This is a genomic window from Ruegeria sp. YTSA219 (assembly GCF_059609985.1).
On sequence record NZ_JBXWMT010000021.1, the window covers coordinates 1 to 23,871 of the forward strand.

The 23,871-nt window shown below is 57.1% G+C and carries 22 protein-coding genes; 8 read left to right on the top strand and 14 right to left on the bottom strand.

Annotated elements, in window-relative coordinates:
• Nucleotides 1-214 precede the first annotated feature (214 nt).
• Genes AC2FFB_RS19150 through AC2FFB_RS19170 form a run of 5 tightly spaced genes read right to left on the bottom strand, consistent with a single transcriptional unit; the run spans nucleotide 215 to nucleotide 3,821 of the window.
• Nucleotides 215-589: a nuclear transport factor 2 family protein gene (locus AC2FFB_RS19150; RefSeq protein WP_271952617.1), complete on the bottom strand. Its 375-nt coding sequence runs from the start codon at nucleotides 587-589 to the stop codon at nucleotides 215-217.
• Nucleotides 586-1,482, bottom strand: coding sequence for an alpha/beta hydrolase (locus AC2FFB_RS19155; RefSeq protein ID WP_496875312.1), 897 nt, complete (start codon nucleotides 1,480-1,482; stop codon nucleotides 586-588). Before AC2FFB_RS19155 ends, AC2FFB_RS19150 begins: the two co-directional genes overlap by 4 nt.
• Complete coding sequence (locus AC2FFB_RS19160) at nucleotides 1,479-1,961, bottom strand: flavin reductase family protein (protein ID WP_281973656.1); 483 nt, start codon at nucleotides 1,959-1,961, stop codon at nucleotides 1,479-1,481. The genes AC2FFB_RS19155 and AC2FFB_RS19160 overlap by 4 nt, the downstream gene beginning before the upstream one ends.
• On the bottom strand, nucleotides 1,961-2,638 hold the full coding sequence (locus tag AC2FFB_RS19165) for a glutathione S-transferase family protein (protein ID WP_496714082.1): 678 nt from the start codon (nucleotides 2,636-2,638) through the stop codon (nucleotides 1,961-1,963). The genes AC2FFB_RS19160 and AC2FFB_RS19165 overlap by 1 nt, the downstream gene beginning before the upstream one ends.
• A complete protein-coding gene (locus AC2FFB_RS19170; protein ID WP_496694440.1) occupies nucleotides 2,631-3,821 on the bottom strand; it encodes an LLM class flavin-dependent oxidoreductase in 1,191 nt (396 codons plus the stop codon). The genes AC2FFB_RS19165 and AC2FFB_RS19170 overlap by 8 nt, the downstream gene beginning before the upstream one ends.
• 101 nt (nucleotides 3,822-3,922) lie before the next feature.
• Between AC2FFB_RS19170 and AC2FFB_RS19175 the strand changes: the two genes are divergently transcribed.
• Nucleotides 3,923-4,540 (top strand): helix-turn-helix domain-containing protein, encoded by a 618-nt coding sequence (locus tag AC2FFB_RS19175; protein ID WP_142638879.1) that lies wholly within the window; start codon nucleotides 3,923-3,925, stop codon nucleotides 4,538-4,540.
• 658 nt (nucleotides 4,541-5,198) lie between these two features.
• Entirely contained in the window at nucleotides 5,199-6,230 is a 1,032-nt protein-coding gene (gene curA, locus AC2FFB_RS19180; RefSeq protein WP_281973653.1) for an NADPH-dependent curcumin/dihydrocurcumin reductase, read from the top strand.
• Between the two features lie 259 nt (nucleotides 6,231-6,489).
• On the opposite strand, the gene AC2FFB_RS19185 is transcribed toward curA, so the two are convergent.
• Entirely contained in the window at nucleotides 6,490-6,831 is a 342-nt protein-coding gene (locus AC2FFB_RS19185) for a UvrD-helicase domain-containing protein (protein ID WP_271952627.1), read from the bottom strand.
• 217 nt (nucleotides 6,832-7,048) lie between these two features.
• Here AC2FFB_RS19185 and AC2FFB_RS19190 point away from each other — a divergent pair, with 217 nt between their 5' ends.
• The 4 genes from AC2FFB_RS19190 to AC2FFB_RS19205 all read left to right on the top strand — a co-directional run bounded on the left by AC2FFB_RS19190 (nucleotide 7,049) and on the right by AC2FFB_RS19205 (nucleotide 12,314).
• Nucleotides 7,049-8,680, top strand: coding sequence for an arylsulfatase (locus tag AC2FFB_RS19190; protein WP_271952628.1), 1,632 nt, complete (start codon nucleotides 7,049-7,051; stop codon nucleotides 8,678-8,680).
• Nucleotides 8,681-8,777: 97 nt separating this feature from the next.
• Nucleotides 8,778-9,755, top strand: a complete 978-nt coding sequence (locus AC2FFB_RS19195; protein WP_271952630.1) for an HAD family hydrolase — start codon at nucleotides 8,778-8,780, stop codon at nucleotides 9,753-9,755.
• A gap of 56 nt (nucleotides 9,756-9,811) precedes the next feature.
• Nucleotides 9,812-11,755, top strand: coding sequence for a multiheme c-type cytochrome (locus AC2FFB_RS19200; RefSeq protein ID WP_496875313.1), 1,944 nt, complete (start codon nucleotides 9,812-9,814; stop codon nucleotides 11,753-11,755).
• 145 nt (nucleotides 11,756-11,900) lie between these two features.
• Entirely contained in the window at nucleotides 11,901-12,314 is a 414-nt protein-coding gene (locus tag AC2FFB_RS19205; RefSeq protein ID WP_496875314.1) for a hypothetical protein, read from the top strand.
• A gap of 92 nt (nucleotides 12,315-12,406) precedes the next feature.
• Here the strand turns inward: AC2FFB_RS19205 and AC2FFB_RS19210 are convergent, their stop codons facing one another.
• A complete protein-coding gene (locus AC2FFB_RS19210; RefSeq protein WP_496694442.1) occupies nucleotides 12,407-12,613 on the bottom strand; it encodes a hypothetical protein in 207 nt (68 codons plus the stop codon).
• Nucleotides 12,614-12,972: 359 nt separating this feature from the next.
• The gene (locus AC2FFB_RS19215) at nucleotides 12,973-15,255 is read right to left on the bottom strand and encodes an adenosylcobalamin-dependent ribonucleoside-diphosphate reductase (RefSeq protein WP_496694443.1); all 2,283 of its coding nucleotides are present in this window, start codon (nucleotides 15,253-15,255) and stop codon (nucleotides 12,973-12,975) included.
• 128 nt (nucleotides 15,256-15,383) lie between these two features.
• On the opposite strand from AC2FFB_RS19215, the gene AC2FFB_RS19220 reads away from it, so the two are divergent.
• Nucleotides 15,384-15,815 (top strand): DUF1489 family protein, encoded by a 432-nt coding sequence (locus AC2FFB_RS19220; RefSeq protein WP_281973647.1) that lies wholly within the window; start codon nucleotides 15,384-15,386, stop codon nucleotides 15,813-15,815.
• On the opposite strand, the gene hisG is transcribed toward AC2FFB_RS19220, so the two are convergent.
• Genes hisG through hisS form a run of 3 tightly spaced genes read right to left on the bottom strand, consistent with a single transcriptional unit; the run spans nucleotide 15,816 to nucleotide 19,081 of the window.
• Nucleotides 15,816-16,505: an ATP phosphoribosyltransferase gene (gene hisG / locus AC2FFB_RS19225; RefSeq protein ID WP_271952535.1), complete on the bottom strand. Its 690-nt coding sequence runs from the start codon at nucleotides 16,503-16,505 to the stop codon at nucleotides 15,816-15,818.
• Nucleotides 16,502-17,590, bottom strand: a complete 1,089-nt coding sequence (locus AC2FFB_RS19230) for an ATP phosphoribosyltransferase regulatory subunit (RefSeq protein WP_142638892.1) — start codon at nucleotides 17,588-17,590, stop codon at nucleotides 16,502-16,504. The genes hisG and AC2FFB_RS19230 overlap by 4 nt, the downstream gene beginning before the upstream one ends.
• 3 nt (nucleotides 17,591-17,593) lie before the next feature.
• Nucleotides 17,594-19,081 carry a histidine--tRNA ligase gene (gene hisS / locus AC2FFB_RS19235; RefSeq protein WP_496694444.1) on the bottom strand — a complete coding sequence of 496 codons (1,488 nt, stop codon included), beginning with the start codon at nucleotides 19,079-19,081 and terminating at the stop codon, nucleotides 17,594-17,596.
• 128 nt (nucleotides 19,082-19,209) lie between these two features.
• Here hisS and AC2FFB_RS19240 point away from each other — a divergent pair, with 128 nt between their 5' ends.
• The gene (locus AC2FFB_RS19240; protein ID WP_142638896.1) at nucleotides 19,210-19,404 is read left to right on the top strand and encodes a SlyX family protein; all 195 of its coding nucleotides are present in this window, start codon (nucleotides 19,210-19,212) and stop codon (nucleotides 19,402-19,404) included.
• A 4-nt stretch (nucleotides 19,405-19,408) separates the two neighbouring features.
• Here AC2FFB_RS19240 and AC2FFB_RS19245 read toward each other — a convergent pair whose 3' ends face one another.
• The 3 genes from AC2FFB_RS19245 to dnaE all read right to left on the bottom strand — a co-directional run bounded on the left by AC2FFB_RS19245 (nucleotide 19,409) and on the right by dnaE (nucleotide 23,585).
• The gene (locus AC2FFB_RS19245) at nucleotides 19,409-19,762 is read right to left on the bottom strand and encodes a hypothetical protein (RefSeq protein ID WP_496714088.1); all 354 of its coding nucleotides are present in this window, start codon (nucleotides 19,760-19,762) and stop codon (nucleotides 19,409-19,411) included.
• A gap of 20 nt (nucleotides 19,763-19,782) precedes the next feature.
• Nucleotides 19,783-19,995, bottom strand: a complete 213-nt coding sequence (locus AC2FFB_RS19250; RefSeq protein WP_142638901.1) for a YMGG-like glycine zipper-containing protein — start codon at nucleotides 19,993-19,995, stop codon at nucleotides 19,783-19,785.
• Between the two features lie 89 nt (nucleotides 19,996-20,084).
• Nucleotides 20,085-23,585, bottom strand: a complete 3,501-nt coding sequence (dnaE, locus tag AC2FFB_RS19255) for a DNA polymerase III subunit alpha (protein WP_496694446.1) — start codon at nucleotides 23,583-23,585, stop codon at nucleotides 20,085-20,087.
• Nucleotides 23,586-23,871 lie beyond the last annotated feature (286 nt).

A 23,871-nucleotide genomic window follows, 5' to 3' on the forward strand; every position in this document is an offset into this window, starting at 1 on the left:
GATCAGACATGTTCACCGCTCGTTTTTGAACCGTGAATCACGCCGCAAAACGGAAATCAATGGGTCCTGACCCTAGATGTTTTCGCATCTTTTCATTACGCAATAACGGATTGCGCGAAACGGAACTTGATTGCCGACGCAGCGGTTTGTCAAAGCGAGATAGGTTCCCTCTTACAAAACTGCTGCGTGCTTGGCTGCATCAAAGGCTGTCGGGTCAGCTTGTACGTTGCTTGTAATACGTGTCTTTATGGACAATCAGCCCGTCTCGGTAGGTCAGGATGTCAACGCTTAGAAACTCTTCTTTTGAACCATCCTTGTGCACGGCTGTACGGCGATATTCGCAATAAGCCTTGTTGCCGGAAATAGCGCAGTCGAGCGTTTCCCAATGCACGTTCGCGACCTTTTCGAACAGGGCTGCAAAAGCACCACGAATGGTTTCGGCTCCTTCCAGACGCACGCCATGTTCTTCGGGGCCAACAGCGTGATCAAATGTAGCGTCGGTTGCGAAGTGTCTCATTACGGCATCGATGTCATTGGCGTTAAACGCGTCACCGACAGAGTCGACTAGGTCTCGGGTCAAAGCGGTCATGATTTCGGTCCTTTTCCTTGAAGCATATCGCAAGTGTGTTTGAAGAAGGGGCTCGCCGGGTCGACCAGCACATTCAGTTCGTCAAAGTGATCCACATCGGGCACGAAATAGAGACCCATCTTGCGGTCTGCTGTTTCGTATTTTTCGACATACATTCGTGCCTGCCTGTGGAACTCGTCGGTTTCTGCGCCGCCGACGACGACCAGCTGAGGGGCATTGGTACCCGGTGGGTGCTTGGTCATCGGGCTTTCGGCCTGGGCTTCTGCCGGATCCATTTGGATGCCCGCATTCAAAGCCTCGGTCAGGCGGACCGGCTCAAGATAGCTGAGCGGTGAGACCGGAATGCCAGATTTAATCAGGTCTGCGGGCAAGTCATCGTCAAATGCCGGCCAATCGGTCGCCATCATCATCTGGGTAATATGGCCGCCAGCGGAATGGCCCATAACGCAGAGACGGTCTGGATTGATGCCCAATGCGCCCGCATTGCGCCAGACAAAGGACATGGCCTCACGCGCTTCTTCTGAAATTCTCGTGATGGTCACAGACGGGCAAAGATCGTATCCGATGACAACAACATTGAACCCCGCGTCAACAAACGGCGGCGCAATGAAGCTGTAGATCGATTTGTCGCCACGCTGCCAATAGCCGCCGTGGAAATAGACCAATGTCGGTGCGGCGGTGTCCGCGCAGCGGAAGACATCCAGCTTTTGTTTTTCACCTTCTCCATAGCGGATATCTAGGCTGCAATCGGATGTTGCACGCGCGTGGGCGCTGTCGCGGCTCCACCCGGGAATGACGGTCACTTCATAGTCCGGCCGCCCAGCCCGCAAATTGTACTGCGCGTCGAATTCGTCAGGGCTGAACCGGGTGTGGAAAGTCAGGTGATCACTCATGATACTGCCTCCGATTGGGGCGCGGAAAAGAACGCGCCGCGACAAAAGACCAGCGGAGGAACGGGTGCATGGGCATAGTTCACGACACGTCCCAAGAGGATTTCATGATCACCTGCATCAACCCGGTTGTGCACGGTGCATTCCAGATGCGCAGATGCACCGGGGACCAAAGGCGTCTTGGCCCCAGGAGTCCATTCCGTATCGGCAAACCGGTTTTCCACATTGCTGGCAAAATGCAACGCCAGAGCTTTCTGATCCGCGGACAGGATGTTGACCGCGAAATGATCAGACCTGGACAGCGTCGGGAACACGCGACCCGATTTTGCGACACAGACAGAGATCACAGGCGGTTCGAGTGAGACCGAGGTGAAGGAGTTGGCGGTCAGGCCCCATGGCATGCCCTCGGGGTCATAAGTGGCCACGATTGTGACCCCTGTCGGAAAAGCGCCAAGCGCACGGCGAAAGTCACGCAAGTCCATCACAGAACTCCTTCACTGACACAGGCCTTTTCAAGGGCGGCCCACTCATCCGGGTTTGTGCCGAAATGACGCATGACGTGACCCCGGTATGCGGGGCGTTCCGCCAATCGTTCGTACCACGCTTCGACATTGGGCAACGGTGGGCGGTCGACCTCGACATTGAAATAGCGATACGCCACGCAACCCAGCGGAATATCCGCCATGGTAAAGCTGTCGCCACAGACATAGGCCTTATCCGCAAGGTGCTGATCCAGAATGGTCAGTGCTTCATGCGCCTCATCGCGAAGTTTGGCGATCTGTTCCGGGTCCCGTTGGTCGGATTGGGTGCGCACAGTTGCAAAAAACAGGTAAATCACCGGCCCGAAGGCACGGCTGGCGGACCACACCATCCATTGATCCGCGATGGCGCGGGTCTGTAGGTCAGAGGGGCTAAACGTTCCCGCGCCGTACCGGTCGCAGAGATACCGCACAATGGCGAGGCTTTCCCAAAGCGCGAAATCCCCATCGCGGATCGCCGGGATCATTTTGTTGGGATTGATCTGCGCGTACATATCAGTGTCGAGCTTGCCAAAGCTGCCCCCGGCCAGTTGCAGCGTATAGTCCAATCCCAACTCATTGGCTGTCCAAATCACCGGAATAACGTTTGATGAATAGGGCCGCCCCCAAATTTCAAGCATGTTCCAACATCCTTTTCTGCGCGATGGATTGTGTCCCGAATTTTGGAACGACATGCTCAAACAGTCGATGCCAACTGGACAGGATTTTCTCATAGGGAACGCCAGTGTATTGCTGCATCAACATGAGGTGGTCGAGGCCGATGGTTTCCTGCCGCTCAGCAAAACGATCCGCTACATATTCGGCGTCACCAACCACAATGATCCCGCGTTTATTGAGGAAATCGAACCAATCCATCTCTTCGTCCTCAGAAGTCATCTCTTCGCCGACATCAAGATAGCCATGTTTTGTCCACTCGCCCTTGGGGCGCGACCCGCCGAGGAATTCGTAATAGGCATTGATCGGGCCACGAATGGTGTTCACAGCCTCCTCCATGCTTGCACCAACATAGAAGGCCGTGCAGACGCCAACGCCTTCCCCTGGTTTCACATTGCGCCCTTCACGTTTGGAAAGCGCCTCGCGGTAGGGTTCCCAGCAGGCCAGTGTCGCCTTGGGTCCAGCGGCCATCGAGATCACACCCCACCCTTTTTCACCAGCAAGCTTGAATGTAGGAGGCGCATTCGACATGAGCCAGACCGGTGGGTGCGGATCAGAATACGGGCGTGGATGCACGTATATCGCTTTGTACTCGCCATTCTCGTCGTGATAGCGCGGGTCCAGCGGTTCAAAAAAACGGTTGGTTTCTTTCCAGCCTGGAACTGGGAACTCATAGAACTCACCTTGATGGGTGAAGGCGTCGTTGGTCCACGCCTTCAGAATAATATCCAGACTCTCTTGATAGAGGCGCATCACCTTGCCGTTGTCGCGCCGATCCGCGTCCGAATTGAACTGGATAGTCGAGCGCTCATTGATACCCTTGGCGACACCAAAATCGAACCGGCCCAGCGACATGTTATCCAGCATCGCCGCGTCTTCGGCCACGCGCAATGGGTGCCAGTCCGGCAAGATGATGGGCGCCGTTCCAACCCGCAGTTTTGTGCAATGAGCAGCCACATGCGTACCCATCTGGATCGGGTTGGGCGGCGCGTTCATATAGCCGTTATGGGCAAAGTGATGTTCTGTGAACCAGGCGGTCGTGAATCCAGCCTGCTCTGCCAGCGAACATTGTTCGAGGATCATCTCCAATGTCCGGGTCCAGGGAATCGTCTCACCAGGACTGAAATTGGCAATCAAATCAAAGCGCATAGCGATCTCCCGGACAGATGTGGTAAGTTGAATTATTACCCAATTTTCAACTAAGTTGAATTTTACTCGAAAAATCAACAAAAATCTCTTATCCCGAATGCATGAATAGCAACGTTACTGATACTGACACTCAACGGCTTGGCAGCGAAATCCGCGAAGTGCGCAAGGCGCGTGGCCTGACGTTACAAGACCTTTCGGAAACGGTATCCTGCTCGACGGCGTATCTGAGCCGGATCGAGCTGGGATCAGCAAAAGCATCGGCGGAGCTTCTGCGAGAGATCAGCGAAGCGCTCTCGGTCGATCCCAACTGGTTCTTTCCCAAGCAATCGGGTGCCGGACCATTGGAGCGCAAACACGTCGTACGCAAAGAAAATCGCAGGGCGCTTTCCAACATGTACACGCGAACAACCCAGGAGTTGGGATTCGAAGACGAACTGCTATCCAGCACACTATCCGGACAATGCTATCTGATCCTGTCCCGGTTCCGCCCAGGGGCCGGTACACCGCCCGAACCCCAGGAAGGCTATTCCTTCGAGGGCGAGCAACATGCGATCGTCTTGAGTGGCGAAGTGGAGCTGCGCCTTGGTGAAGAAATCATAGTTCTTCGCAAAGGCGACAGCTTTTCCTACCCTTCAATGATCGCGCATCGGTTCCGCAACCGGACTGACAAAGAGGCCACAATGGTCTGGGCGATGTCGCCAATACGGATTACTTGGTGATTATTGGCCAGCCATCGCTATTGCGAGAATTGCTTTTGATACAAAGCAACGGATAATGGCATTCGGAAAAGCCCACAGGTCTGACCTAACTGCTTGGGCCAAAACCAGTCATTTGGTCAATAGAGACAACAGTTGGCTTTGTCCTGCGATCTGTAAATTCGACCACTAATCGCCGCTACGGTCTGCATGAATGGTTACCCCTTCCGCTGAACAGCAACACCAGATTCTCCTCTCGCACTGCATTTGAGACACTGCGTCCGCTCGCAGCTAACCATCGCGATCTCGCTCTCTTCGATATGGCCATCGACAGTAAATTGTGCGGCTATGGCTTGGTCACGATTGAAGTCTATGATGTCATGGCTTCTGGTCAGATCCATGAGCAAGCTTCAGACCTGCAAAGCAAGACTCAGAGACCTCTCCACTTCGAGATTCATGAAGGAACCAGAACCTCAGTCGAGAGGTGAATGGAAGACGAACCTAAGGTCGGGTTTGATTACTTTTTAGCAGGGCGTTTCCATGAGCGTTTGGGCATTTCAATGCGCAGATCGTGCGTGATTGGGCCACGTCTATAGGTTTTTCGAACTCGTCGGTGCTGTCGTGTTGCTCTGCAGCGGAATTTGGTCTCTGTTGCAAGAAAGCCGTCTTATGAGAGGTCACAATGCCCCAAGCATCCGCCACCAATCGTCGTATTGTTCTCGCCAATCGCCCAACCGGACAACCGGACGAGAATACATTGCGCCTGGAAACCACGAGCGTTCCTGAACCTGGACCAGACGAAATGCTGGTACGTACGGTGTACCTGTCGTTGGATCCTTACATGCGTGGCCGAATGAATGACGCTAAATCCTATGCCGAACCCGTTCCGATTGGCGGTGTTATGACGGCGCAGGTCGTCGGGCAGGTGGTCAAATCCAACATCGAAGGATACGAAGTCGGAGAGTATGTGCTCAATACAAGCGGGTGGCAGGATTTTGCTGTCTCAGACGGAACGCAGGTCGTTAAGTTGGGTAAATCTCCGGACAACCCGTCTTGGTCGCTCGGAATTCTCGGAATGCCAGGCTACACGGCTTATGCCGGGCTTCTGAAAATCGGGGAGCCAAAAGCCGGTGAAACAGTTGTTGTGGCTGCCGCAGCCGGCCCGGTAGGCGCAACAGTCGGTCAGATCGCAAAGCTAAAAGGATGTCGCGTAGTGGGCATCGCAGGCGGTTCTGAAAAATGTGCTCATGTAGTCGAAAACCTTGGATTTGACGCATGTTTGGACCATCGATCTGATGATCTGGCAGCGCAACTGCGCGAGGCTTGTCCAAGTGGAATTGACGTGTATTTCGAAAACGTTGGCGGCAAAGTTCTCTATGCCGTATTGCCGCTCTTGAACCCGTTTGCACGGGTGCCCGTCTGCGGGATTGTATCCTGGTACAACCTGCCCGGCCTACCGGACGGCCCGGATATGGGCCCTGCGATCATGGGCACGATCCTGCGGATGAAAGTCAGAATGCAGGGTTTCATAATCTTCGACAACTTTGGTGCCGACGTGTATCAGGAGTTTGTCCGCGATATGACGGCTTGGCTCAAAAACGGTTCAATAAGCTACAAGGAACATGTGGTTGAGGGGCTTGAAAATGCTCCGGAAGCATTCAATCAACTGCTGGCCGGCGGTAACTTTGGAAAGATGGTCGTAAAAGTTGGTTAGCCGGACACGCAGCCAGACATTGCATCGTTCTTTGGATGGTTCCATCGTCAAAGTAACGGCCCAAAGCTGCAGTTGAGCCAAAGGTTCGATCTTCTCGGCTGATCCCGAAATCTGCCATTCGGGCTACTGGAAGGATGCGCCACTTTCAGAAGTTTAGTCGCCCGTCACGGCATTCGGATGACGCTCGACAGGGATTTTGCGTGCGGGCACATTGCTTTGGGAGGCGTGTATGTCGCCAGCGGCGACGCAAATGCAGCCGTCAGATACTCGAGTTTTTCAACACAATCGGCTCATAGCGGCCATCGAAGCAAACGCAGCATTCGATGATATTGTAATACGTCAACGTCAGGTTGGCGCTGACGTCAGACATCTCCCATCCCTCTTCAGGCGGAATTTGTCCGGCACCTTGCATGTAAATTTTCTGCTCCGGATCGCCGAAGAAGCCGAGACAGAAGCCTAGTGAAACCGCCTGCGCCACTTCGCGGAGCGCATCCACAAAGGCCGGGTCTGTGTCCTGACCTTCATCGACAAAGATGACCGGAAAGCCTGCAGTGCGCGTGGGCCTCCGGCTCGTGCGCCAAGGACTCCGCTTGCAGGCCATGGCAGTTCCTGATGACGTGCCGGTCCGCAACGGCCTAGACACAATGGCCGACAACCGAAAGATTGCCCAAAAAAAAGAAAGTGTTGCGCCATACATTCAACTTATGGATAGTTGATCCCACTCGAAATGTTCTACGGGCGGACAAAGCCTCTCGCTTGGTGCTTGTCTGCGACCAACTCAAGTTTCACTGTTAGCGAATGTGAGGGAGTGACCGATTATGCCAGTTTCGTATTTGAACAGGGCCGTCGCGGCCGGGTTCCTGATTTTAAGCATTGGGATTGCGCCGGCGCTTGCCCAGGAAGGCAGCGCGGGCGGCAAGCCGAACGTTCTCGTCATTTGGGGCGACGACATCGGCCAGTCCAATATCTCCGCATACACAATGGGGTTGATGGGTTATCAAACGCCGAATATCGACCGGGTTGCCAGAGAAGGTATGATCTTCACCGACTACTACGGTGAACAATCCTGCACGGCTGGCCGGTCATCCTTTATCATGGGCCAGTCGGTCTTCCGCACCGGCCTTTCCAAGGTCGGCCTGCCCGGTGCCAAGGAAGGTATGCAGATCGAAGATCCCACCATTGCCGGCCTCCTCAAAGCCGAAGGCTATGCCACCGGTCAATTCGGAAAGAACCATCTGGGAGACCGGGATGAACACCTTCCGACGAACCACGGTTTCGATGTGTTTTTCGGAAATCTCTACCATCTGAACGCCGAAGAAGAGCCGGAAAACGAGGACTACCCGAAGGATATGGTGTTGGCAGACGGCACGACGTTCCTTGAACGGTTCGGTCCGCGTGGTGTTTTGAACGTGACCGCGACCTACGGCGAAAATGAAATCACCCAGAATATCGAGGATACCGGGGCACTGACCCGGAAGCGGATGGAGATTGTGGACGACGAGACATCAGATGCTGCAATTGCCTGGATGGAGGAACAGACCAACGCCGGCACCCCGTGGTTCCTGTGGTGGAGCGGCACACGGATGCATTTCCGTACCCACGTCAGCGAAGAGAACCGCGCGCTCGCGGATGAGTTATACAATGGGGAAAAAGCTGATGAATACACTGCCGGCATGATCGAACACGACATGGATATCGGCAAGTTCCTCGAAAAGCTTGACGAGCTCGGCATCGCCGATAACACCATCGTGTTCTATTCCACTGATAACGGCGTCCATATGAACACATGGCCGGATGCCGGAATGACCCCGTTCTGGGGCGAGAAGAACACCCAGTGGGAAGGCGCCTGGCGGGTGCCTGCTATGGTCCGCTGGCCCAGTAATATCGCGCCCGGAACGATCTCGAACGAGATCGTGCATCACATGGATTGGCTGCCAACATTCCTGGCCGCTGCAGGCAATGAAACCATCAAGGAAGATTTGCTCGAAGGCATCACCGTTCCGGAAATGGCAGGCCGCGAGTATCGTGTCCATCTCGACGGCTACAACCTATTGCCAATGCTCAAGGGTGACACGGACAAGAGCCCGCGTAATGAGATCTTCTACTTCACTGACGACGGCGACCTCGCGGCGATCCGGCTCAACAACTGGAAGATCACCTTCCTCGAGCAGAAGGCCTGGGGAACTCTCCGGGCCTGGATGGAGCCGCTGACGCCGCTGCGCGTGCCGCTGATCTTCAACCTGCGCCGCGACCCTTATGAACGCGGTTACCGGACGTCGAACACCTATTACGACTGGCTGCTCGACCATGCCTTCATGCTGGTGCCGGCCCAGGCTTATGTTGGGCAGTTCCTGGCAACCTTCGAAGAATACCCACCGCGGCAGGAGGCGGCTTCGTTCAGCCTCGACAAGGTAATGGAGAAGCTGTCGCAGCCGGGCGGCTCGCAGTAGACTCATCCCACTTCGTCCCGACGGAGTATTCCGTCGGGGCGCCTAATTTTCCGGTTGCCTCGGCATCCCTTTCCCTGCACTTGCGAAGGTTGTCCCTATGCGTGCTCTGCTAATTTCAATTCCTTTGACAATTCTGTTTGCATCAGCTCCGCTCGCTGACCCTTTGCCGTCTTGGACGGATACGGCCACCAAGGATCGGATCATTGCGTTTGTCGAAGGCATAACGGACCCGGATTCACCTGATTATGTCACCCCGGCCGCGCGTATTGCGACCTTCGACAATGACGGCACGCTCTGGGCAGAACAGCCGGTCTACTTTCAACTGCTATTTGCCATCGACCGATTGAAAGAAATGGCCGCTGCTGATCCCGGGGTGCTCACGTCTGACGTGCTGCGGGCCGCAGTCGAAGGCGACATGGAGACAGTGGCCGCCTCGGGCACTGAGGGACTTTTGGAAATCGTCTCCACCACCCACTCCGGCCTGACGGTGGACGAGTTCCAGGCCGCCGTGCGCAGCTGGCTGGACACGGCCAGGCATTCCGGCACAGGCCTGGCCTATGACCAAATGGTCTATCAACCCATGCTGGAGCTCTTGACCTATCTGCGCGATGAAGGCTTCCGTACTTACATCGCCTCAGGCGGCGGCCTGCATTTCATCCGGGTGTTCTCTGAAAGCGCCTATAACATTCCGCCCGAGCAGGTCATCGGGTCCATCGGAAATGGCAGTTATTCCGCCGGGGACGGACCGCCGCGGGTGATGAAGGACCCCGGTTTATTCTTCATTGACGACAAGGCAGGTAAGCCCATTGCTATCGAGGCCCGCATCGGGCGACGGCCGGTGATCGCAGTGGGAAATTCCGATGGAGATTTCCAGATGCTTGAGTGGACTACTGCGGGCGAAGGTGCGCGGCTGGGCATCCTGCTGCACCATACTGACAGCGAACGCGAATACGCTTACGGCCGTGAAAGCCATATCGGGCAGCTTGCACGCGGACTTGATGAAGCAGCTAGCCGCGGTTGGCTGGTAATCGACATGGCCCGTGATTGGGAGCGGATCTGGCCGAGCCGCGAATGAAGCCCTGCACCATCCCTGTGCATGAACGACCCAGAAAACCGGATGGCCCTCTGAAAATGCAGATTGTAGTCTTGATCCTTCTCTTGCTGCTGGGTCTGCCAGCGATGGCCCAGAGCCTTGATGGCTACTTGGGGTCGGATCGTTGCACCGGTTGCCATAAGGACAGTGCCGCAGGCTGGGCAGGATCGCATCACGCTCAGGCCTGGACAACGCCGTCGCGGGAGACGGTCGCAGGTGACTTCGGCGGAACGGCCTTTCACCATGACGGTATGACTGCCCGGTTTCAGACAGGAGCGGAGGGCGAATACTACGTCGAGGTGATCGAAAAGGATGGATCGCAGGCGGAATACCAAGTGCATTCGGTTGCGGGGATCGAACCGCTGCAGCAATATCTTCTCGAGACCGAACCGGGGCAACTGCAGAGTTTTGACGTAGCCTGGGACACCGAAGAGGAGAAGTGGTTCCACCTTTATCCGGACCAGACCCTGCCTCCGTTGGATGGTCTGCATTGGACAGGTCCCTACAAGACCTGGAATGCGCGCTGTGCAGAGTGCCACGCCACCGGGTTCCGCAAAAACTACGACGCAAGCCGTTTAAGCTATGCATCAACCCAGGTCGAAATAGGCGTTGGCTGCGAGGCCTGCCACGGACCGGGAAAGGACCACGTTGATTGGGCTGATACATGGGAAACGACAAGGACACCGCCGCCCGCAAACCATGGATTTCCTGTGGATTTCGCCGATCCTCGGCAGGCAGTCGAACAATGCGCGACGTGCCATTCCAGACGCGAAGCCAACTTGGACGGCAACCCGGTGCCAGGCACGCGTTTTCATGATGCCTACACGCTCGCACTTTTGCGCCCAGGACTTTACCACGCGGACGGGCAGATCCAGGACGAGGTCTATGTCTACGGCTCCTTTCTGCAATCTAAGATGCATGCTCGGGGCGTGACTTGCCTGAATTGCCACGGCGCGCACAGTCTGGAGCTGAAGGCAGAAGGCAACGGCCTTTGCACCCAATGCCACAGCGCGGCGGGCAATCCGGATTTCCCAACACTCACAGCAGCAGACTACGACAGCCCTGCACATCACTTCCACCCGGAAAGCAGCGCTGGAGCGAAGTGCCAGTCCTGCCACATGCCAGAACGCCTCTACATGGGCAACGACTGGCGCGCCGATCACTCCTTCCGCATTCCCCGGCCGGATCTTTCGCCGGTGACGGGAGCACCGGATGCCTGCACCGCCTGCCACCGCGGCCAGGACGCAGCCTGGGCAGCTGCACAGATTTCCGCTTGGTATCCGGACGACAGAAACCGTGGCCGACATTACGGGGAGGTGCTGGCGCGGGGGCGTGCCGATGCGGCAGCGGCCGCCGGCGACTTGACAGCGCTTGCGCAGAATACCAGCCAGCCGGGCATCGTGCGGGCCACTGCGCTCTGGCTTCTGGAGCAGTCCAACGACCCGCTGTTCGCCGCTAGGCTGACGGACCTGCTGCGGGACCCGGATCCGCTTGTCCGCGCTGCCGCGGCCTCTCTGCAGCGCCTTGCACCGCTTCAGGAAAGGGGCAAGCGCCTGGCCGCTGTATTTGCCGACCCTGCCCGCAATGTGCGCATGGCCGCTGCCCGCGCGATGCTGGGTGATACGGAGAACCGCCTCCAGAACGGAACCGCCAGAGAGCTGCAAGCCGCCATGGCTGAATGGCAGGATGCCATGGCAAACCGGCTCGATTTTCCTGAAACCCACCTCCAACTGGGCGGTGTGGCACTGACCATGCGCAACATGGGCATGGCCACATCCGCGTTCCGCGAGGTGGTGCGGCTGGATCCGCAACGGCTGGATGCATGGATGATACTGGCCAGGATCACAGCGGCAACCCAAGGACGCGTTGCTGCCGCCGCGGTTGTGGCAGAAGCTCTATCAGCCAATCCGGAACATCCCGCACTTCTGGCCGCACAGGCAGAGCTGGAAGGAAAACCTGTGCCGCAAGGAGATAGCGAGTGACTGCTCTTGCCAGAATCCGGAACCTCAGAGCGGACCGCTGAGCTGCTCAGCTTCTGCTATCTCTGAAGCCACCCGGCACACAATGAAACATTAGCTCAAAAGGCACTGCCTATGAAAACGATCTTGACCGCAATCGTGCCGGCAGTTGCCGGCATCCGGGCCCGCGTCTGCTCAGAATACTGACTGGAACTACGAGGCAACGATCTACCTGTTCGCGCCCGAGACCAAAACCGCAATCGATACACCCGCAGGGCAGATCAAGGGCGCACTCATGTTTGGCGACGCGCTTGAGAATCTGGACTTTGCCTTTATGGGAGCCTTTGCCGCCAGTAACAGGAAATGGAGCTTTCTCACCGACTATATGTACACGGACCTGTCCTTCGGCAACGAGACTGTATCTTTGGTACTAGAGATGCGCCGCAACGCGTGCCAGCCCTCATTGGTGGCGGCAGACATCCACGGCATTTCTTCATGTAAAGAAGATACTGTCTCGTCCACCCAGTGCTCGTCTCTCGGCTCCACCAAGCGAACCTCATTCATTAGTGGGCGCAGTCGTTAGATTTCTTTCTCCGAAAGATGCCTAAGACCTGAGGCTTCAGCCCTGTGTTTTGGGATGCGCTGAACTAGATTTTTGATGCGCCGCTTGTCATCTCAAGTTAGCGCGACACCATCCGATAGTTCGCGAGCAACTTTATCGAAATCATCTCCGCCGAGATCGACCGAATGTTCATCGTCTCCGATGAATTCTCTGGCTAGCCGCGTTTTGCGCAATTTCTTCAAATATTCAGTGAACCGATGCATAAGAGCATCTTTTTTAAAATTGGGATCAGTGGCGAGTAGGAGTTTGATGGTCTTCATAGCAGTTCCCTCATCTATCCAGTGAGAAAAACCGACCGACAACGTGCGAAGAAGAGTAGAATTGAGAAGCAGCCAACGGTCGGCCCTAACAGGGGCAGATCAGAGAAATCGTATGAGAAAGATATGCTGTGATGTCGTCATAGAATGAAACAGCCCTATTGCCGGACGCACGTCAATACCTTCGTACTATTGATACTGGCTGAGAAAGCATCTGTTAAGAAAATCAAACGCTTTCCCGCCCCTACGATAACAAGGGGATTTTGATACTTGGCCGACAAAGACCTTGTCTTTGGGCGAAAAAATCGCTGATTTGGGTCTCAATTGCTTGGTGTACCAACAACAGAATCCACTACTTCAGCTCACCCGCATTTAGAGTGACCGCAGCTACGGCAGGTCATGCATCCTTCGATCATCACCATGTCGAACTGACCGCAGGACGGGCAGGCTTTGCCGCGGGGGCCGTCGAGGTTGACCACTTGCGCCTGAGGGTCGGATTTCAGCCCCATCCCTTCGCCCTCAAGGAAGCCGATATTGATCAAGTGCTGCTCGATCACTCCGCCAATCGCGGCCAGGATCGAGGGGATGTATTTGCCTTTCACCCAGGCCCCGCCGCGCGGGTCGAACACCGCCTTGAGTTCCTCGACCACAAAGGACACATCACCGCCCCGACGGAACACGGCCGAGATCATGCGGGTCAGCGCAAGCGTCCATGCGTAATGCTCCATGTTCTTGGAGTTGATGAAGACCTCGAACGGACGACGGCGGCCGCCAATGACGATGTCATTTATGGTCAGGTAAATCGCATGCTCGCTGTCGGGCCATTTCAACTTATATGTTGACCCCTCTAGCGATTGTGGGCGGTCCAGCGGTTCGGACATATAGATGACATCACCGCCATCAACCTCGTGCGGCGCATCCGCACTTTCTCCAGGAGCTTTGTCGGCACTCTCTGATACGGTCAGAACCGACCCCGTCACATCGTTGGGGCGATAGGTCGTGCACCCTTTGCAGCCCTGATCCCAGGCCTGCATGTAGACATCTTTGAAAGCGTCAAAGCTGATATCCTCGGGGCAGTTGATCGTCTTGGAAATCGAGCTGTCGATCCATTTCTGTGCCGCCGCCTGCATCTTGACATGATCAGACGGAGGCAGCGTCTGCGCGTTGACGAAATAGTCGGGCAGGTCCTTATCACCAAACTTGTCGCGCCACATCTGAACGGCGTAATCCACGACTTCTTCTTCGGTGCGTGAGCCATCTTTTTGCAGGACCTTGCGCGTATACGCATAGGCAAAGACCGGTTCGATCCCCGAAGAGACGTTGCCCGCGTACAGGGATATCGTCCCCGTCGGGGCAATCGACGTCAGCAGCGCGTTGCGGATGCCGTGTTCGCGGATCGCATTGCGTACGTCGTCATCCATCTGCAGCATTGTGCCGCTGGCCAGGTATTTCTCGGCTTCGAACAAGGGAAACGCCCCCTTTTCCTTTGCCAAATCGACCGACGCCAGATACGCGGCGCGGGCGATTGCGTGCAACCAGCGCTCGGTCTGACGCGCCGCCTCGTCAGAGCCATAGCGTAGACCCAGCATCAACAGTGCATCGGCCAGCCCGGTGACACCCAAACCAATGCGGCGTTTGTCTTGCGCCTCAGCCTCTTGTTCGGCCAGCGGAAATTTCGAGGCGTCGACCACATTGTCCATCATGCGAACGGCGGTGGCGACCAGCTCTTTCAGCGCGGCCTCATCCAGATGAGCGGCATCCTCGAACGGTCCGGTCACCAAACGCGCCAGGTTGATCGAGCCCAGCAGGCAGGCGCCATAAGGCGGCAGGGGCTGTTCGCCGCAGGGGTTCGTCGCCGCGATGGTCTCGACATAGCTGAGGTTGTTGGCGGCATTGATCCGATCGATGAAGATCACACCTGGCTCGGCATAGTCGTAAGTGGCCTGCATGATCTTGTTCCATAGATCGCGGGCCTGGATGGTGTGATAGACCTTGCCATCAAACACCAGTTCCCACGGGCCATCGGCCTTGACTGCCTCCATAAACGGATCTGTCACCAGAACCGACATGTTGAACATGCGCAGACGGGCCGGGTCGGATTTGGCGGTGATGAACTGTTCGATATCGGGATGATCGCAGCGCATGGTCGCCATCATCGCCCCGCGGCGCGACCCCGCAGACATGATCGTGCGGCACATCGCGTCCCACACATCCATAAAGCTCAGCGGCCCCGAGGCGTCCGCCGCCACCCCGTGTACATCCGCCCCACGCGGACGAATGGTTGAGAAATCATAGCCGATCCCCCCACCCTGCTGCATGGTCAGGGCGGCCTCTTTCAACATATCGAAAATACCGCCCATGCTGTCTGGTATGGTTCCCATGACAAAACAGTTGAACAGGGTCACCCGGCGTGCAGTGCCCGCACCGGCGGTGATGCGTCCGGCGGGCAGATATTTGAAATCCTCCAACGCCTCAAAGAACTTGTCTTCCCAATGAGCAGGGTCCTGTTCCACGCGGGCCAGATCGCGAGCGATACGGCGCCAGCTGTCTTCAACCGTTTGGTCGATGGGTGTTCCATCCGCCTGTTTAAAGCGGTATTTCATGTCCCAGATCTGCTCGGCGATGGGGGCGGCAAAGCGGCTCATTGGTGATTCCCTGTCTTGAAAGAGGTATCCAGATTAGCCCAATTCGCACCTTCACCACAACACCTTGATGAAGCGGTGCAGAAGGCTACAATATAAAGGTAGCCTTGGGACGACTCTGTGGGAAAGCTGTGGATAAGTACGTAAACCTCATAAAACTGTCCGTCGGATCAGAAAGCGTCGACACGCTGATCGCATGGCAGGAGAGTCGCATGCCTCTTTACGAGGACGGATTGCCGCGCCACGTGACACGCATGTGGCCCAAACGCGAGGCAGAGATTCTGAATGGCGGATCAATCTATTGGGTGATCAAAGGCGTTGTGCAATGCCGTCAGCGCATCCTACGAATGGACGAAGTGATCGGGGATGACGGCATTCGCCGCTGCGCCATTATTCTGGATCCTGAGGTTCATCGCACCCAGAACGCCCTGAAGCGCCCCTTTCAGGGGTGGCGTTATCTCAAGCCTGAGGACACCCCCGCCGATCTGCCAAAAACCCGCGCGCAGGACGATGCCCTGCCCGATGATCTAAACCGCGCGCTGGCGGATATCGGCGTGCTGTAATCAGGCCAGACGGTCGAGCACCTCAGTCAGAACATCCTTGTCTTCGTCCGTATACTTGGCCACCCGGCTGCGCCATAGGGTTGCTTGCGATTGCAGGATCAGCCCGTCTGTCAGGATTTTCAGATGGTTGGCGCGCAGGGTTTCCCCCGTTGACGTGATATCGGCAATCGCTTCGGCGGTTTCATTCATTACCGTGCCTTCGGTCGCCCCCTGGCTGTCGACCAGCGTATAATCGGCCACGCCCGCATCTGTCAGAAATTCACGCACCAACCGGTGGTATTTGGTGGCAATCCGCAGGCGGTGGCCGTGGGTCTTGCGAAAAGCCGCTGCCGCCGCGTCAAGGTCATCAAGCGTGTCCACGTCGACCCAGCAGGCTGGCGTAGCGATGATCAGATCGGCCTTGCCAAACCCAAGCGGAGATACTTCTTCGACCTGCTGTTCCCAGCGCGGCAGCTTTTCATGCACCAGATCAATTCCGGTGACGCCAAGATGAATGCGACCAGCAGCCAATTCACGCGGAATTTCCCCCGCCGATAACAGGATCAGCGAGACACCCTCGATCCCTTCCACCTTACCGGCATATTCGCGGTCCGACCCACTGCGAGACAGGGTGATGCCGCGCTTTTCGAACCACGAAAAGGTCTTTTCCATCAACCGGCCCTTTGAAGGCACGCCCAGTTTCAGGCTCATTGCGCGTCCTCCTCAATCTCCAGCATCAGGTCCGGGCGCAGCACGCCGCCAACTGCGGGGATTTCTGCCCCTTTGCCCAAGTGGCGGGTCAGTGCATCATAGCGCCCCCCAGTGGCAATGGGCGGCAAATCCGGCCGGCCCTCGGCGTAGAAACCAAAGACAAACCCATCATAATACTCCATCGAGGTCCGGCCATAAGACGCTTCGAAATCCAACCTGTCCACATCCACGCCGCGCGCTTGCAAGGCCGCGATCCGCGCCTCAAGCCGGTCCAGTGCCGGGGTGATCTGCGGCAAGTCCACCGCCACGTCGCGCAGCTGTTCAAGCGCAAAGGGCATGGTTTCGCGGACGTTCAGCAGGGTTTCCAACCCGGCCAGTTCGTTGTCGGAAATCGGTGGGGTATCACGATCCTCACGCAGGGCTTCGATCCGTGCCTGAATTTCAGAGGCGCGGCGCTTGCCGATCATAGGCGCGTCGGTTGCCAAAGGGTCAGCAGCCTCGAGTAAGGTCTTGCGTCCTTCAGGCCCCGGCTTGCGCCCAGCGAAACGGTCCAGCAAGACGCGAAAACGGCGGGGCCGCCACAGATGGCGCATCAGCGCCGCCTTGCGCCGGTCGGAAGTCCTCAGTCCCTGGACAGCAGCGGTCAGAATACCGATATCGCCGGTTGCCGCCCGCAGGGGCAACCCACGCAGTTGCAACGCGAACAGCGAAAACACTTCGGCATCGGCACTGGCCGGATCGGTGCGATCAAACACCTCATACCCGACCTGGATATATTCATTCGCGCGATCCGGATCGTGTTCCTGCCGCCGAAACACCTCACCCGAATAGGTATAGCGCGCCGGTTCGGCACCGTCGGACATGTGCATCTGCACCACCGGCAGCGTGAAATCCGGGCGCAGCATTTGTTCACCATGCAGCGCATCCGAGGTAACGTAAGCACGGGCGCGAATGTCTTCCCCATAGAGGTCCAGCAACGTTTCAGCCGGTTGCAACAGAGGCGGATCAACAACCCGGGCACCTGCGGTCTCGAAACGCACCCGCATCATCGCGGCGCGCGTCTGTATCTGAGTACGGTTGGCCATGGCTCAGTCCTGATTGTCCAGAATTTCGCGCACCTTGGCGACCAGATCACCGCGCGGAACCTCAAACTGACTTGGGCGTTCTTTCCATTCCTCAAGAGTGGCGCTTTCTGCAATCTTGGCGCCAAGGATCAGGTCCTTGATCTGCACGATCCCGTTCGCCTTTTCATCACCACCTTCGATGACCGCAATGGGTGAGTTCCGCTTGTCCGCATATTTCAGCTGATTGCCAAAGTTCTTGGGGTTCCCCAGATAGACCTCGGCCCGGATACCTGCATTGCGCAGCTCGGCCACCATGGCCTGATAATCCGCCATGCGGTCGCGATCCATGACGGTGACAACCACCGGCCCCTTGGCCTGTGCGCTGATCCGCCCCTTTTCGCGCAGGGCGGCCAGCAGACGGTCAACCCCGATCGAGACGCCGGTCGCGGGCACTTCCTGTCCAGTGAAACGCTTGACCAGATCGTCATAGCGCCCGCCGCCTGCGACAGAGCCGAACTGCCGCTTGCGGCCTTTCTCGTCAAAGATATCAAAGGTCAACTCGGCCTCATAGACCGGACCGGTGTAGTAGCCCAACCCACGCACGACCGATGGGTCAATCTCGATCCGATCCGCGCCATAGCCGCCGGCTTCCAGCAAGGTCCCGATCTGTTCCAGTTCGCCAATGCCATCCGCACCGATTTGGCTGTCACCCACGGCGGCACGCAGATTGGCCAGCGTTCCTGCGGTATCTGCAGCTTTAGAGGTCAGGAAGGCGATGACCGGTTCTGCCTGATCATCGCTTAGACCCACGCCGTCGATGAAGGCACCTGACGCGTCCAGACGACCCTTGGTCAGCAATTCGCGCACGCCTGCTTCGCCCACCTTATCGAACTTGTCGATGGTGCGCAGCACGCTGTCACGGGCGGCAGCGTCTTCGCCCAGACCCATCGCCTCGAGCACGCCGTTCAGAACCTTGCGATTATTCACCCGCACCAGATAGTCACCGCGCGGGATGCCCACGGTTTCCAGCGTATCCGACAACATGGCGCAAATCTCGGCATCCGCCGCCATTGATGCGGTACCCACCGTATCCGCATCACATTGATAAAACTGGCGATACCGCCCTGGACCTGGCTTTTCGTTGCGCCAGACCGGACCCATCGCATAGCGGCGATAAGGTGTCGGCAGATCGTTGCGGTGTTGCGCATAGACGCGGGCCAATGGCGCGGTCAGGTCATAGCGCAGGGCCATCCAATCGCCCTTGTCGTTCTCATCGAATTCCTGCCAGGCAAAGACGCCTTCGTTCGGACGATCCACGTCAGGCAGGAACTTGCCCAGCGCTTCGACCGTTTCGACCGCGCTGCTCTCCAAAGCATCAAAGCCATAGCGATGATAGACACCCGCGATAGTCCGCAGCATCTCGGTGCGCTGCGTGACTTCCTCGCCAAAATAGTCGCGAAACCCCTTCGGCGTTACGGCCTTGGGGCGGGGCTGTTTCTTGGGCTTGGCCATTTGGGGCGTCCTTGGGCGTTAAGTGTTCCGCGCGCGGTCTATCCCATGGCCCGTTTCGGGGCAAGGCGCGCTTTCGCTGGCCTTGCACAGCCGGTGCCGTTATGACCGGCGCGAGACAGGAGTTTCCAATGCAACATCTGGAAGAGCAGATCGCCCATCTGACCCGCACGGTCGAAGATCTGAACACAATCGTCACGCGCCAGCAGGATGAGATCGACAACTTGACCCGCCGGGTTGAGGTGCTGATGCGCCGCGAAGGTGAACGGGCACAAGAAGGATCAGGCGGCATCATCCTCGGAGACGAACGCCCGCCGCATTATTGAGCGATTACAAGCCGAGCGTCGTTTTCACCGCATTGTCGACAACCCCGCCCAACAGGGCATGCTGGTCCTCGGCGCAGCCCTCTCTCAATGCGGCTATGAAGGTCTCGCTCAGTTTCGCTTTGTCCTCGTCCGTGCTTGCGTGATCATTGATATCAATCTGGCGGTTATAGATCGACAGTGCTGTCATCTTCTCGACAACCGCAAAGATATAGGTCTCATCACCGTCCGACTCTTCAACCACCGTTGCACAGGTATGATACATGACGGGCAATGCGTCCTGAACCATTTGTTCAGCAGCTTCGTCTGCGATGGCCATGCCCGGAACGATCATGCACAGGCTTGCGAGAGCGGTTTTCATTTGGGTCAAACGCATCGCAGTCATTTCCAGTTATGTCCAATAAAGGCCCCGGCCACGCCGCCGATTGCCGCGCCCTTGCCATCACCAATCAAAGCACCGACGCCCGCCCCGATCAACGCGCCTTCGATGGTGTTCTTTTTCTTCTTGTCGTCCGCCACCGCCGACCCGGCGGTGACCAAGGCCATCGACGCGGCCAATATCAATGTTCGAAAACCGAAATGTGGGATCGTCATATGGTTGCCCTCCTGCGGCATCACCAGAAAATCTCATTCTGTCTTCAGACTATCCGGCGGGCGAATGTCAGGCAACTTTTCAGGGGCGGTCAGATTTCCTCGACCGACATCACGCCGTCCAGCGACTTGATCGCCCCTTTGATCTGCGGGTTGATCGGGAATTCCTGGCCAAGGTCCATCTCGACATCTCCCGGCAGGCCAGGATCAAGCAGGCACAGATGGATAGGCCCTTTCGCAGCCCCCTTGGCTGCGCCAGCGGCATCTTCCAGAACTTTGGCAACTGTGGGCAGAACCTGCGACTGATCAACAAAAATGCGCAGCCCGGTCGCCCCTGCCTCGGCCACGACCGCATCTACCCGCCCGACGGACCGGCCTAGCAGTTTGAGTTGATCGGCCTCCATCGTTGCTTCGGCGGTCAGCACCACCTGTGCACCGGTTTCCAGAAACTCACGGGATTTCTCCAGCGTTTCGGAAAACAGTGTGACCTCATAGGCACCTGTAGGGTCAGAAAGTTGGGCAAAGGCAAACCGGTTTCCGCGCGCAGATTTCCGTTCCTGCCGCCCAGCCACTACACCGGCCATCTTGGCGATCAGCGGACCCGAGCGTGCCTTTTCCATCACCTCATCCAGTGTCAGTACCTGCTTGCGTTTTAGGGCAGGCATATAATCATCCAGCGGGTGGCCGGACAGGTAAAATCCGATGGCCTTGAACTCTTCGCTCAAACGCTCGGCAGGCAACCAGTCCGGCGTCGGCGAAAGGCGTGGCTCGGGCAGGTCGTCGCCCGCCTCGCCGAACAGCGATACCTGGTTCGAGTTCTTCTGATCGTGGATCGCAGCTGAATATTGCACCAGCGGATCAAGGCTTTCGAAGACGCGGCGGCGGTTCTTGTCGAGTTCATCAAACGCGCCAGCACGCGCCAGCATTTCCAAGGGCCGCTTGCCGACCTTCTTCAGATCAACGCGGCGGGCAAAGTCGAAGAGGTTGACGAACGGTTTGCCTGCACGTCCTTCTACTACCAAATTCATCGCCTCAACGCCGACGTTTTTCAACGCGCCCAGCGCGTAAACCAGATGCTGATCCACCACGTCAAACGTGGATTGCGAGCGGTTCACGCAGGGCGGTATGTAAGGCAGTTCCAACCCTTTGCGGACTTCCTCGAAGTAAACCGCCAGCTTGTCAGTCAGATGGATATCGCAGTTCATGACCCCGGCCATGAACTCGACCGGGTGGTTCGCCTTCAACCAGCCGGTCTGATAGCTGACCACGGCATAGGCGGCAGCGTGGGATTTGTTGAAGCCATAGTTGGCGAATTTATCCAACAGGTTCCAGACCTCGGTCGCCTTAGCCTCGTCCACGTCATTCTCAGCAGCGCCTTTGAGGAACTTAGGCCGCTCTGCGTCCATCGCCTCCTGAATTTTCTTACCCATCGCGCGGCGCAGCAAATCCGCTCCGCCAAGGCTATAGCCCGCCATTTCCTGAGCGATCTGCATAACCTGTTCCTGGTAGACGATAATGCCTTGGGTTTCGTCAAGGATATGGTCGATGGAAGGGTGCAGCGTGTCCCGTTCGCTCAGCTTGTTCTTGACCTCGCAGAACTTGGGGATGTTCTCCATCGGGCCCGGACGGTATAGCGCGACGAGGGCGATGATATCCTCGATACAATCCGGTTTCATCCGCTTGAGCGCATCCATCATGCCCGAGGATTCCACCTGGAACACCGCTACGGTCTTGGCCGCTGAGTAGAGTTTGTAAGTCGCTTCATCATCCAGCGGGATGGCGTTAATCTGGTTCGCCGCCCCCTCGGCGGCTTCGTACAGCTCGGTTCCGTCAGCAGCGATGTGCAGGTCGCGCCCGGATTTGAAGATCAGATCCATCGCATTCTGGATCACGGTCAGTGTCTTCAGACCCAGAAAGTCGAACTTGACCAGCCCGGCCTGTTCTACCCATTTCATGTTGAACTGGGTCGCAGGCATGTCGGAACGCGGATCCTGATACAGCGGCACCAGCGCATCCAGCGGACGGTCGCCAATCACCACACCAGCCGCGTGGGTCGACGCGTTTCGCAACAGCCCCTCGACCTGCTGGCCATAAGTCAGCAGACGGTCCACAACCTCTTCATTACGCGCCTCTTCACGCAGACGCGGTTCGTCTTTAAGCGCCTTTTCAATCGAGACGGGTTTCACCCCTTCGACCGGGATCATCTTGGACAGGCGATCCACCTGCCCGTATGGCATCTGCAAAACCCGCCCGATGTCACGCACGGCGGCCTTCGACAGCAGCGCGCCAAAAGTTATGATCTGCCCAACCTTGTCGCGCCCATATTTCTGCTGCACGTAGCGGATCACCTCTTCGCGGCGGTCCATGCAGAAGTCGATATCGAAGTCAGGCATCGATACCCGTTCAGGGTTCAGGAAACGTTCGAACAGCAGCGAATAACGCAACGGATCAAGGTCGGTGATCGTCAGCGCATAGGCCACCAGCGACCCCGCGCCCGAGCCCCGCCCCGGCCCAACCGGGATGTCCTGATCCTTTGACCATTGGATGAAATCGGCAACGATCAGGAAATAACCGGGAAACCCCATGCCCTCGATGATGTCCAGTTCGAAATCCAGCCGCTTCTGATACTCTTCAGGGGTTACCGCATGCGGGATCACGGCCAGACGTTTCTGCAGACCTTCATTGGCGATGCGGCGCAGCTCGGCCACCTCGTCATCGGCGAATTTCGGCAGGATCGGATCGCGGCGATAGGCCATGAACGCACAGCGCCTGGCGATCTCGACCGTGTTTTCGATTGCTTCGGGCAGATCGGCGAACAGGGTCGCCATTTCCTGCTGCGACTTGAAATAATGCTGTGCGGTCAGACGGCGGCGGCCATCCTGCTGATCGACATAAGCGCCCTCGGCAATACAGATCAACGCATCATGCGCTTCGTACATGTCCGTGGTCGGGAAGTAGACATCGTTGGTAGCCACCAGCGGAAGGTTCTTGGCATAGGCCATTTCAACATGGCCGCGCTCGGTCAGACGTTCGGCCTCGGGCTGACCACCCTCGCCTGGATGGCGCTGTAATTCGACATACAGACGATCCGGGAACATGGTTGCAAGGCGATCCACCAAGACCTCGGCCGCTGGGCGCTGCCCTTGCTGCAACAAGCGACCCACCGGTCCGTCGGGGCCGCCAGACAGGCAGATCAGACCATCCGAGCGCTCTGTCAGTTCATCCAATGTCACCTGCGGCAACTGCCCGCCCTTGTCCACATACAGGCAAGAGCTGAGCTTCATTAGGTTTTCATACCCGACCTCTGACTGCGCCAGCAGCACCAGCGGCGCGGGGGCTTTCGCTTTCTCGCCCGGTTGCGCCTGCAGGTAGGTCAGGTCGACCTGGCACCCCATGATCGGCTGAACACCCGCCCCGCTGGCGGTGACCGAAAACTCCAGCGCAGAGAACATGCTGTTGGTGTCCGTGACGGCGACGGCGGGCATCTCAAGCTTTTCACACAGACCAGGCAGCTTTTTCAGCCGCACGGCGCCTTCCAGCAGGGAATATTCGGTGTGAACGCGGAGGTGGATGAATCGTGGAGTGCTGCTCATGCCGCCCACGCTATCGCAGCCAGTGATGGTACAAAAGCCTGAACCTTAGGTTCGGATTGCCAAAAAAACAGGCGCTGATTGTTCGGGAAATCCATAAGGTGCTTCGGACTCTGAGGGTGAAACATGCTACAAAACCTTTTATTTTCAATGTGATGAACATCGAAACCACATGAAACACAAGGATCGGACCAATGAAATGATACATCAGAAGCGCGGTTTTTCTTGCCAGATTGGCTGCGCTGTTTCTAACATCTAGTGGCAAGCTATCCGCCCGCACTCTTTCTAC